At 60.9% G+C, this 10,663-nt stretch carries 10 protein-coding genes; 5 read left to right on the top strand and 5 right to left on the bottom strand.

Features of this window, described 5'->3' with window-relative positions:
- Positions 1-140 precede the first annotated feature (140 nt).
- The 3 genes from HGO40_RS27665 to HGO40_RS27655 all read right to left on the bottom strand — a co-directional run bounded on the left by HGO40_RS27665 (position 141) and on the right by HGO40_RS27655 (position 2,416).
- The gene (locus tag HGO40_RS27665; protein WP_250965631.1) at positions 141-1,007 is read right to left on the bottom strand and encodes a carboxylate/amino acid/amine transporter; all 867 of its coding nucleotides are present in this window, start codon (positions 1,005-1,007) and stop codon (positions 141-143) included.
- A gap of 344 nt (positions 1,008-1,351) precedes the next feature.
- Positions 1,352-1,951 (bottom strand): FMN-dependent NADH-azoreductase, encoded by a 600-nt coding sequence (locus HGO40_RS27660; protein ID WP_250965630.1) that lies wholly within the window; start codon positions 1,949-1,951, stop codon positions 1,352-1,354.
- A gap of 150 nt (positions 1,952-2,101) precedes the next feature.
- The gene (locus HGO40_RS27655) at positions 2,102-2,416 is read right to left on the bottom strand and encodes a 3-phosphoglycerate kinase (RefSeq protein ID WP_250965629.1); all 315 of its coding nucleotides are present in this window, start codon (positions 2,414-2,416) and stop codon (positions 2,102-2,104) included.
- Between the two features lie 50 nt (positions 2,417-2,466).
- Here HGO40_RS27655 and HGO40_RS27650 point away from each other — a divergent pair, with 50 nt between their 5' ends.
- The 5 genes from HGO40_RS27650 to aqpZ all read left to right on the top strand — a co-directional run bounded on the left by HGO40_RS27650 (position 2,467) and on the right by aqpZ (position 7,786).
- Positions 2,467-3,390 (top strand): PA3225 family LysR-type transcriptional regulator, encoded by a 924-nt coding sequence (locus HGO40_RS27650; protein WP_250965628.1) that lies wholly within the window; start codon positions 2,467-2,469, stop codon positions 3,388-3,390.
- A 14-nt stretch (positions 3,391-3,404) separates the two neighbouring features.
- Positions 3,405-4,208 carry an alpha/beta fold hydrolase gene (locus tag HGO40_RS27645; protein WP_250965627.1) on the top strand — a complete coding sequence of 268 codons (804 nt, stop codon included), beginning with the start codon at positions 3,405-3,407 and terminating at the stop codon, positions 4,206-4,208.
- Between the two features lie 4 nt (positions 4,209-4,212).
- Complete coding sequence (locus HGO40_RS27640) at positions 4,213-4,776, top strand: peptidylprolyl isomerase (RefSeq protein WP_250965626.1); 564 nt, start codon at positions 4,213-4,215, stop codon at positions 4,774-4,776.
- Between the two features lie 85 nt (positions 4,777-4,861).
- Positions 4,862-6,694 carry an ABC transporter ATP-binding protein gene (locus HGO40_RS27635; RefSeq protein WP_250965625.1) on the top strand — a complete coding sequence of 611 codons (1,833 nt, stop codon included), beginning with the start codon at positions 4,862-4,864 and terminating at the stop codon, positions 6,692-6,694.
- A 402-nt stretch (positions 6,695-7,096) separates the two neighbouring features.
- Positions 7,097-7,786 (top strand): aquaporin Z, encoded by a 690-nt coding sequence (gene aqpZ / locus HGO40_RS27630; protein ID WP_250965624.1) that lies wholly within the window; start codon positions 7,097-7,099, stop codon positions 7,784-7,786.
- Between the two features lie 17 nt (positions 7,787-7,803).
- Here the strand turns inward: aqpZ and HGO40_RS27625 are convergent, their stop codons facing one another.
- Positions 7,804-8,928 carry a GNAT family N-acetyltransferase gene (locus HGO40_RS27625; RefSeq protein ID WP_250965623.1) on the bottom strand — a complete coding sequence of 375 codons (1,125 nt, stop codon included), beginning with the start codon at positions 8,926-8,928 and terminating at the stop codon, positions 7,804-7,806.
- Positions 8,929-9,068: 140 nt separating this feature from the next.
- Positions 9,069-10,379: an OprO/OprP family phosphate-selective porin gene (locus HGO40_RS27620; protein ID WP_250965622.1), complete on the bottom strand. Its 1,311-nt coding sequence runs from the start codon at positions 10,377-10,379 to the stop codon at positions 9,069-9,071.
- Positions 10,380-10,663 lie beyond the last annotated feature (284 nt).

Here is a 10,663-nt window from a genome sequence, read left to right as displayed (position 1 = left end):
CCGGTGAGAGCCGGAGCTCTTAACGCCACCCCCATTCCCCTGTGGGAGCAAGCTTGCTCGCTATGGCGGTGCATCAGAATCATAGATGCTGACTGATACTCCGCCATCGCGAGCAAGCTCGCTCCCACAGGGTTCAGGGGTCAGTACGCAGGCTGAGGTTTGCGTACCCCCAACCGACTGATCCACACCGCCATCAATATCACCGCCCCACCCAGCAGCAACCGCCCCAACGCCTCATGCTGGTTCCAGATCAGCAGGTTCACCAACAGCCCCACCGGCACGTGCAGGTTGTTCATCACTGCCAGCGTCCCGCCGTTGACCAGGCACGCGCCCTTGATCCACCAGTACAGTCCCAATGCAGTGGAAACCAGCCCGAGGAACACCAGCACACCCCATTGCAACGGCGCTTCGGGCCAGAAGTCTGGCTTGCCGAACAGCAGGAACGCCGGCAACGCCACCATCAGCGCACCGAGATAGAAATAGCCGAAACGCCGGTAATGCGGCAGGTCGCTCGGGTGACGGGCCACCAGGTGTTTGTAGAGCACCTGCCCGGCGGCATAGGTGAAGTTGGCCAGTTGCAGCAGCAAAAATCCCATGAAGAAATCCGGGTTGATCCGGTCATAACGAATCACCGCCGCACCGGCCACGGCCACCAACGCCGCGATCAATGCCCAAGGATTGAAGCGACGGTTCAGCGCGTCTTCGATCAAGGTCACGTGCAGGGGCGTGAGAATGGTGAAAAGCAGCACTTCCGGCACGGTCAAGACCCGGAAGCTCAGGTACAGGCAGACGTAGGTCACGCCGAACTGCAAGGCGCCGATCAACAGCATGCCGCGCATGAATGACGGCTCCACCTGGCGCCAGCGGGTCAGCGGGATGAACACCAGTCCCGCCAGCACCACGCGCACCAGCACCGCGAAATAACTGTCCACATGCCCGGCCAGGTACTCGCCGATCAAGCTGAAGGAAAACGCCTGGATCAATGTCACAAACAGTAGATAGCCCATACCGCCCCTCGTTTCGAATGGGCGGCGAAGATAGCGGGTTTTACGGGTTGTCGCGAATATCTCGACACGCAGAACCCTGTGGGAGGAGCTTGCTCGCGATGGCGGCGTATCAGTCAGCATCCATGTTTCTGGCACACCGCTATCGCGAGCAAGCTCGCTCCCACGGAGGGCATTGCGCGAACGGGAATTGCAGACAAAAAAAAAGCCCGATCTCGCTAAAGCGTTCAATCGGGCTGATGCACTCAGGAGCATTAGCAGTGCAAAGGGAGGTTCGATGCGCAAAACGGTTTGAAGGGAAGCGCCAGGCCACTAGACCACCTGGCGATTATCCGAGGATTAACGGATCAGGCGACTTGGGACAGTTTGGCGTTGGCCTGATTCAACCCTTTCTCCTGGAACTCACCACCCAGGTTCATGCCCTCGGCATGGATGAAGGTCACGTCGTGGATCCCGATGAAGCCCATGACCTGGCGCAGGTAGGGTTCCTGATGGTCGGTGCTGCCACCGGCGTGAATGCCGCCCCGGGCGGTGAGCACGAAGGCGCGCTTGTCGGCCAGCAGGCCTTGGGGACCGGTGGGGGTGTATTTGAACGTCACGCCGGCACGCAGCACGTGGTCGAGCCAGGCTTTCAGGGTGCTGGGAATGGCGAAGTTGTACATCGGTGCCGCCATGACCAGCACGTCGGCGGCCAGCAGCTCATCGGTCAGTTGGTTGGAGCGTTCCAGAGAGGCGTTCTCAATGTCGTTGCGCTGCTCGGCCGGCTTCATCCAGCCGCCCAGCAGATTGGCATCCAGGTGGGGCACCGGGTTGATGGCCAAGTCACGAAGGCTGATTTCGTCGGCCGGGTGCGCAGCTTTCCACTGGCTGATGAAGGTTTGGGTCAGTTGGCGGGAAACCGAGTCTTGCTGGCGGGCACTGCTTTCGATGATCAGAACGCGTGACATGGCTTGTAGGCTCCATCTGAGAATGTTGTCAGTCGATGGAGTGAAGGTTAAACGTGAGCATATCGATGAAAAAGCGCAAATAACTGCTGTAATGCATCGATATTTTCGTTTATAAGCGGAGCAAGCAATGTCTCCTGCCCCGCTGCCGGCCTATTTCGGCTGACAGGTCAGCTTGATGCGCAGCTTGATGATGTTGCGGTTGAACTTGGCCGTGGCGTTCTTGAACTTGCCGGCGGCGACTTCGATCTTGCGGGTGCGCGGTGACTCGGGACCGTTGCGGAACACGACGGTGCAGGCCGCGTCGGTACTGCCGTAGTTGTTGACCTGGATGGAACCGATGTCGGCATCGGTGTCATAGGCGGTGTAGTCGATGCTCAGGCCGTTGAGGTGTTTTTCCACATCGATCGGGTAGGCAAACGCGGTCAGTGGCAGCAAGGCCAGCACCACACAACAGATTTTCTTCATTCGGCAGTCTCCACCAAGGGACCGCCAGCTTAGGACAAGAGGAGCTCGATATGAAAGCGCCCCGCGTGACCCTGGATCAATGGCGCACCCTGCAGGCGGTGGTCGACCACGGCGGTTTCGCCCAGGCCGCCGATGTGCTGCATCGCTCCCAGTCGTCAGTGAGCTACACCGTGGCCCGCATGCAGGATCAACTCGGCGTGCCGTTGCTGCGCATCGATGGGCGCAAGGCCGTGCTGACCGAAGCCGGCGGCGTGCTGCTGCGCCGTTCGCGGCAATTGGTGAAACAGGCCAGCCAACTGGAAGACCTGGCCCACCACATGGAGCAGGGCTGGGAAGCGGAAGTGCGCCTGGTGGTCGACGCGGCCTATCCCAACGCCCGCCTCGTTCGTGCCTTGACCGCGTTCATGCCGCAAAGCCGCGGGTGCCGGGTGCGGCTGCGGGAAGAAGTGCTGTCGGGTGTCGAAGAAGTCCTGCTCGAAGGCGTGGCCGACCTGGCCATCAGCGGTTTCAGCATTCCCGGTTACCTGGGCGCGGAATTGAGCGACGTGGAATTCATCGCGGTGGCCCACCCCGAGCATGCCCTGCACCGCCTCAATCGCGAGCTGAACTTCCAGGACCTGGAAAGCCAGTTGCAAGTGGTCATTCGCGACTCCGGCCGCCAGCAGCCCCGGGACGTTGGCTGGCTCGGCGCCGAACACCGCTGGACCGTGGGCAGCCTGGCCACCGCCGCGAGTTTTGTCGGCAGCGGCCTGGGTTTCGCCTGGCTGCCCCGGCATATGATCGAACGGGAACTCAAGGAAGGCGTGCTCAAGCGTCTACCCTTGGAACAGGGAGGCAGCCGCAACTCGACCTTCTATCTTTTTTCAAACAAGGAAAAACCCCTGGGCCCGGCCACGCAAATCCTGATCGAACTGCTGCGCACCTTCGACACCGCGCCGCTGGATGCGCCATTCGCCGCCCCTGAACAAGCCTGACAAGGACTTCGCCCATGGCCTATTTCGAGCATGAAGGTTGCAACCTGCACTACGAGGAATACGGCCACGGCACGCCCGTGGTGCTGGTCCATGGGCTGGGCTCCAGCACTCAGGACTGGGAAAAGCAAATCCCGGTTCTGTCCGCCCACTACCGTCTGATCGTGATGGATGTGCGCGGCCACGGCCGTTCCGACAAGCCCCGCGAGCGCTTCAGCATCGCCGGTTTCAGCGCCGACCTGAGCGCCCTGATCGAACATCTCGGCCTGGGCCCGGTGCATCTGGTGGGCTGGTCCATGGGCGGCATGATCTGTTTCCAATTGGCGGTGGATGAACCCGAACGGGTCAAGAGCCTGTGCATCGTCAACAGCGCGCCGGAAGTCAAAGTCCGCACGCCGGACGATTGCTGGCAATGGTTCAAGCGCTGGAGCCTGATGCGCCTGCTCAGCCTGGAGACCATCGGCAAGGCCCTCGGTGCGAAGCTGTTTCCCAAGCCCGAGCAAACCGAGTTACGCCTGGAAATGGCCCGGCGCTGGGCAAAGAACGACAAACGTGCTTATCTCGCCAGCTTCGATGCGATCGTAGGCTGGGGCGTCCAGGAACGACTTTCACAGGTTACCTGTCCAACCCTCGTCATCTGCGCCGACCATGACTACACCCCGGTGGCGCTGAAAGAAGCCTATGTAAAGCATCTGCCCAACGCACGGCTGGTGGTCATCGCCGATTCACGGCACGCTACCCCGCTGGATCAACCCGAACGCTTCAACCAAACCCTGCTCGACTTTTTGACCGCAACCGATTCCACCACTCAGGATCACTGACCCCATGCTGAAAAAAATCGTCCTCGCCGCCGGCACCGTACTGTTCGCCGCCAACCTGATGGCCGCGACACCCGCCAAGGCACCGCATGTATTGCTGGACACCACCAACGGCCAGATCGAACTCGAACTGGACCCGGTCAAGCCCCCCATCAGTACCAAGAATTTCCTCGAGTACGTGGACAGCGGCTTCTACAACAACACGATTTTCCACCGCGTGATCCCGGGCTTCATGGCCCAGGGCGGCGGCTTCACCCAGCAGATGCAGCAGAAAGACACCAAGGCGCCGATCAAGAACGAAGCCAGCAATGGCCTGCACAACGATCGCGGCACCTTGTCGATGGCCCGCACGTCCAACCCGGATTCGGCCACCAGCCAGTTCTTCATCAACGTGGCCGACAACGCCTTCCTCGACCCAGGCCGTGACGCTGGCTACGCGGTGTTCGCCAAGGTGGTCAAGGGCATGGACGTGGTGGACATCATCGTCAACTCCCAGACCACCACCAAGCAAGGCATGCAAAACGTGCCGATCGACCCTGTGATCATCAAGTCGGCCAAGCGCATCGACTGAACACACAGGGCAAGCCTGAGCGGTGCCGGCAACCCCGCGCCGCTCACAGCAAATATAAGGAGAGCCCTGCCCGGGCTAGGTACCCATGGTTTACCGCCGTTTTGAAAAACTGATCGACATCTTCCGCGACGCCCCGACCTCGGCCCCGCCGGACCGCGTCCTGCCCTTCTACACTTATTACCTGAAACAGGTCTGGCCAAGCTTCGCCGCGTTGCTGGTGGTGGGCCTGGTCGGTGCGCTGATCGAAGTGGCGCTGTTCAGCTACCTGAGCCGCATCATCGACCTGACCCAGGCAACGCCCAGCGCGGATTTCTTCAAGCTCCACGGCCTGGAACTGGCCTGGATGGCTGTTGTGGCCCTGGTTTTTCGGCCCATCTTCGTGGCCCTGCATGATTTGCTGGTGCACCAGACCCTGAGTCCCAGCATGACCAGCCTGATCCGCTGGCAGAACCACAGCTACGTGCTCAAGCAGAGCCTGAACTTCTTCCAGAACGATTTCGCCGGACGCATCGCCCAGCGCATCATGCAGACCGGCAACTCCCTGCGCGACTCGGCGGTGCAGGCCGTGGACGCGCTGTGGCACGTGCTGATCTACGCCATCAGCTCACTGGTGCTCTTCGCCGAAGCCGACTGGCGCCTGATGATTCCGCTGCTGATGTGGATCGCCTCGTACATCGGCGCACTTTATTACTTCGTGCCACGGGTCAAGGAACGCTCCGTGGTGTCCTCCGATGCCCGCTCCAAGCTCATGGGACGGATCGTCGACGGTTACACCAACATCACCACCCTGAAGCTGTTCGCCCACACCAATTTCGAACAGCAATACGCCCGCGAAGCCATCGAGGAGCAGACTGAAAAAGCCCAACTGGCCGGCCGCGTGGTAACCAGCATGGACGTGGTCATCACCACCATGAACGGGCTGCTGATCGTCGGCACCACGGCCCTGGCCCTGTGGCTGTGGACCCAGTCGCTGATCAGCGTCGGCGCCATTGCCCTGGCCACCGGCCTGGTGATTCGCATCGTCAACATGTCCGGCTGGATCATGTGGGTAGTCACCGGCATCTTCGAAAATATCGGCATGGTCCAGGACGGTCTGCAGACCATCTCCCAGCCCGTCAGCGTCACCGACCGCGACGAGGCCAAGCCGCTGGCGGTGGCCCAGGGCGAGGTGCGTTTCGAGCATGTGGATTTCCACTATGGCAAGAAAAGCGGGGTCATCGGCGACCTGAACCTGGTGATCAAGCCCGGCGAGAAAATCGGCCTGATCGGCCCGTCCGGCGCGGGTAAATCCACCTTGGTCAACCTGCTGCTGCGCCTCTACGACGTACAGGGCGGGCGCATCCTCATCGATGGCCAGAATATCGCCGAAGTCGGCCAGGAAAGCCTGCGCGAGCGCATCGGCATGATCACCCAGGACACGTCGCTGCTGCATCGTTCGATTCGCGACAACCTGCTCTACGGCAAGCCCGACGCCACCGATGCGCAACTCTGGGAAGCCGTGCACAAGGCCCGGGCCGATGAGTTCATCCCGTTGCTGTCGGACGCCGAAGGCCGCACCGGCTTCGACGCCCATGTGGGTGAGCGCGGTGTGAAACTGTCCGGCGGCCAGCGCCAGCGCATCGCTATCGCACGGGTGCTGCTCAAGGACGCGCCGATCCTGATCATGGACGAAGCGACGTCAGCGCTGGACTCGGAAGTCGAGGCCGCGATCCAGGAAAGCCTTGAAACCCTGATGCAAGGCAAGACCGTGATCGCCATCGCCCACCGCCTCTCCACCATCGCCCGGATGGACCGCTTGGTGGTGCTGGAAAATGGCCGCATTGCCGAGACCGGCAGCCATGCCGAGTTGCTGGCCCATGGCGGGTTGTATGCGCGGCTGTGGCAGCATCAGACGGGTGGATTCGTGGGGATCGACTGATCTCTACCAGACACCACTGACCCCGTGGCGAGGGAGCTTGCTCCCGCTGGGGCGCGAAGCGCCCCCAAAATCTGAGTTCCAACACAATAGATCGGTTGGACACCCAGCCTTATTGGGGCTGCTACGCAGCCCAGCGGGAGCAAGCTCCCTCGCCACAGGGATCCGCTTTGAGTCCGCAATACTGAAAAATTCTGTCCAGGATCCATTTAGCCCACACAGCCACCTCATACTCCCCGCCGCCCACGGCCAAAACCGCCACAGTCCCTGACTCTGGCGGTTTTTTCATGCCGCTGGATTTGTCGATGAATCCTGCTGTACTCAGCCCAGGTTCTGGAGATGAACCTGTCGTAATGCTGCTGGGATGCATAACCGAATATCACGACTGTTTTTTCAAGGATGCTTATGTCTTTACTCAAACGTTCAACGACTGAGTTGTTGGGTACGTTCTGGCTGGTGCTGGGCGGCTGCGGCAGCGCGGTATTGGCCGCCTCCGGGATTGGCGTGCTGGGGGTGGCCCTGGCCTTCGGCTTGACGGTATTGACCATGGCGTTCGCCATCGGTCATATCTCGGGTTGCCATTTGAACCCGGCCGTTTCGTTGGGCTTGTACGTGGGGGGTCGGTTTCCAGCCAGGGAGCTGCCTGCCTACATCATCGCCCAAGTTATCGGCGGGGTGCTGGCCGCCGCGTTGATCTACTTCATCGCCAGCGGCAAGGAAGGTTTTGACCTGGCGGCGTCCGGCCTGGCCTCGAACGGTTACGGCGAGCATTCGCCCGGTGGATATTCGATGGCAGCCAGTTTCGTCACCGAACTGGCAATGACGGCGATGTTCATCCTGATCATCCTCGGTGCCACCGATAAACGCGCGCCGGCCGGGCTAGCACCGATTGCCATCGGCCTGGCCCTGACGCTCATTCACCTGATCTCGATCCCGGTCACCAACACATCCGTCAACCCGGCTCGCAGCACGGGTCCGGCGCTGCTTGTCGGCGGCTGGGCCATCGAGCAATTGTGGCTGTTCTGGGTGGCACCGCTGCTGGGCGCCATCATCGGTGGAGTCTCTTACCGCTGGCTGGGCCAGGAAAACCGCTGAGTCATTCCCGCAAAAAATCAGCACTGCCGATAAGGCAGTGCTGTTTTCGCTTCTTCGGCATACGCCAGCACGCCCTCCTGCTCCCTCATGAGGAAATCCGCCACTGCCGCCTTCAAGCCCGAGTGGCGCAGGTAATGCCACGAGCGAGTAATCACCGGCTCGAACCCGCGAATCAATTTGTGCTCACCCTGGGCACCGGCGTCAAAGCGCTGCAAACCGTGGGCAATCGCGTAGTCCATACCCTGATAGAAACAGGTCTCGAAATGCAGGCGGTCGAACTCCGCCAGGCAGCCCCAGTACCGCCCGTAGAAACTGTCACCGCCCACCAGGCTGAACGCCATCGCCACCGGCCGTGAACCTTGCTTGGCCAATACCACGCGAATGGCCTCGGGCATGCGCTCGGCCAGCAAACTGAAGAATGTCCGGGTCAAGTAAGGCGCCTGCCGTCGTATCGCGTAGGTATTGGCATAACAGGCGTAGACAAAATCCCACTGCGCCTCGTCCAGTTGACCGCCTTCCAGCCACTCGAACTCGATCCCCTGCCCCGCCACCTGCTCGCGCTCCTTGCGCATCTGCTTGCGCTTACGGGAACTGAGGGCATCGAGAAAATCCTGGAAGTCCCGATAACCGCGGTTTTTCCAGTGATATTGGCAGCCAATCCGCTGCAGCCAGCCTTCTTGCCCGGCGAGCGCCGCGTCGGAGAAAGCATCGGTGAAGTTGATGTGAGCGCTGGAAAGCCCTTCGATTTCCAGATAACCCGGCAGGCTGCCCAGCAACTCCAGGCCGTCCTCCCCCCGCGCCGCCAATAATCGCGGCCCACTGACCGGGCTGAACGGCACCGCTGTCAGCAGCTTGGGGTAATAGTCGATGCCGGCGCGGGCGCAAGCGTCGGCCCAGCCGTGGTCGAACACGTATTCACCGTAGGAATGCCACTTGCGGTAACTGGGCAAGGCCGCCAGCAGCCGACCGTCTTCAATGTGCAGCAAATGCTCGGCTTGCCAACCGGATTGCGGGCCCAGGCTGGCGCTGTCTTCCAATGTGCTCAGGAAGGCGTGACGCAGGAAAGGCTGGTTGACGGGCACCAACGCATCCCACTCCAGAGGCGCGATGGCGGACAGGCTGTCCAAGACGTGAAGCGGCATACGGTTCCTCGAGAGCCAAACGATGGATGGAACGAGTATCGCCGATCCTGACCGGGCGCACATAAAAAAACCCCGCCAGGGGCGGGGTCGAAAGGAGCATTAACGGATGAAAGTGCAGCGGTGTATCAAGTCAAGACGTTTTAGAACACGTACTGGGCACGGACAACAAAACCGTCGCCATCGTCATCGCCATTGGCGTTGGTGACTTTGTCGGTCTTGGCCTTGACGTAGGCGCCGGTGATTTTCACCGCTTCGTTGGCGTACCAGTTCACGCCCAGGTTATGCACCTTGGCTTCGGCATCGCCGACTTCACGGGTTGCCGAGGCAGTGGTGATGTTGTCGTCTTCGACGGTCATGCTGTCGAAGCGGTAGAACACTTCCCAGGCGCCGATGGATTTGTTCTGAGGCTTGATGGCGTCGAACTTGCCGACTTTATAGCCACGGGACTCACCGGTGATGGTGTAGGCACCCTGGACGTAGAAGCCGTGGCCTTTGAGGTCTTCGAAAGCGTCGCTGTCAGCCTTGGTCTTGCGGGAGATGTATTCACCCTGGATCGATGCTGGACCCATGGCGAAAGCGGCTTCCAGGCCGAAGGCGGTGTCGGTGTCGTAAGAACCGGCCGGCGAGTTGTTGGCGCCGCCCAGGACCGGACGGTTACCGTTAGGACCGGCATCGTTGCCGCCCAGGGTTTCAACGCCACGCATGCCCAAGCGGGAGCGGTAACGCGCGTCGAATGCGGTGTCCGAAACGTCGCGGGAGGCCACGTTCAAACCGAAGTGCAGCACGTTGCCGGCTTCGTGCATCGGGGCGAACACGAAGCGACCGTTGGCTTGCTTGATGCTGTTGCCGGCGGTGTCGTCGGTGTCTTTGCTGAATACACCGGCCGAGGCGTAGAACGAATCAGCGAAGGTGCTGGAAGCCTGGATACCCAGGCCGGTCTGATGGCCGTTGGCCCAGTCGATCAGGTCATAGGCGGCGTTACGTGCAGGCGCGGTTACCCACTTGGAGCGGGTGGCTTTTTCCAGGCCGAAGTCGGGGTCGAAGCGACCGACTTTGATCGAAACGGGCTTGAAGCCGTTATAGGCCAGGGACGCTTCGTCGAAGTAGCCGTTATCGGAGTCGCCGCTGTTGTGGGCGAAATCGTAGTTGATGGTGTAGGCCCAATCCGTGTACAGCACACCCGCCAGCTCCAGGAAGCCACGACGGATGTAAGCCGCATCGGCCTTGTCGCCATTGTCGGTGTAGATACCGTCGAACTGGCTGTAGTCAGCCTGCAAACGACCGCCGAGCTTGAAGCTGAACTCTTTGTCAGTGGTAGCGACCTCAAGGCCGCCCTTGGTTTTGACCACGATATCGGCGCCGTCGGTGGTGACGGTGCCGGCGAAAGCCTGGGCGGTTACTGCCATTGCCAGTGCGCTGGCGGCAACACCTGCGAAGTGCTTACGGATCATCGAAGAATTCCCCTGTTGGTAGTCTATGCGTTAGAAAACACGCGGAACTGGGCCCGCTGGTGTTGGGAGGGGATCTTGGCGGCCGGTTGTGTCAGGCGAGTTGCTATCACATAAAGATTTTATGACAGCGGAACTTTTTACTTCGAATGGGAATAACCAGTTCAGCCATGGAGAACCTGTGGGAGCGAGCTTGCTCGCGATAAGGGGGGTGCGAGCGGCCGGGCTTTGCTTGTACCCCCGGATGGCGGGGCATCGGGGCGCCGACAGGGGGGGGGGGGGGGGGG

Source organism: Pseudomonas sp. CG7 (assembly GCF_023701885.1).
GTDB lineage: Bacteria > Pseudomonadota > Gammaproteobacteria > Pseudomonadales > Pseudomonadaceae > Aquipseudomonas > Aquipseudomonas zanjanensis.
The sequence above is the reverse complement of the archived record's forward strand: the minus strand, read 5'-3'. Positions and strand labels throughout refer to the sequence as shown.

Excerpts from the sequence above, each read along its gene's own strand:
- HGO40_RS27665 (WP_250965631.1), bottom strand. The coding sequence starts at position 1,007 with ATGGGCTATCTACTGTTTGTGACATTGATCCAGGCGTTTTCCTTCAGC.
- aqpZ (WP_250965624.1), top strand. The coding sequence starts at position 7,097 with ATGTCTTTACTCAAACGTTCAACGACTGAGTTGTTGGGTACGTTCTGG.
- HGO40_RS27645 (WP_250965627.1), top strand. The coding sequence starts at position 3,405 with ATGGCCTATTTCGAGCATGAAGGTTGCAACCTGCACTACGAGGAATAC.
- HGO40_RS27650 (WP_250965628.1), top strand. The coding sequence starts at position 2,467 with ATGAAAGCGCCCCGCGTGACCCTGGATCAATGGCGCACCCTGCAGGCG.
- HGO40_RS27635 (WP_250965625.1), top strand. The coding sequence starts at position 4,862 with ATGGTTTACCGCCGTTTTGAAAAACTGATCGACATCTTCCGCGACGCC.
- HGO40_RS27655 (WP_250965629.1), bottom strand. The coding sequence starts at position 2,416 with ATGAAGAAAATCTGTTGTGTGGTGCTGGCCTTGCTGCCACTGACCGCG.
- HGO40_RS27620 (WP_250965622.1), bottom strand. The coding sequence starts at position 10,379 with ATGATCCGTAAGCACTTCGCAGGTGTTGCCGCCAGCGCACTGGCAATG.
- HGO40_RS27660 (WP_250965630.1), bottom strand. The coding sequence starts at position 1,951 with ATGTCACGCGTTCTGATCATCGAAAGCAGTGCCCGCCAGCAAGACTCG.
- HGO40_RS27640 (WP_250965626.1), top strand. The coding sequence starts at position 4,213 with ATGCTGAAAAAAATCGTCCTCGCCGCCGGCACCGTACTGTTCGCCGCC.
- HGO40_RS27625 (WP_250965623.1), bottom strand. The coding sequence starts at position 8,928 with ATGCCGCTTCACGTCTTGGACAGCCTGTCCGCCATCGCGCCTCTGGAG.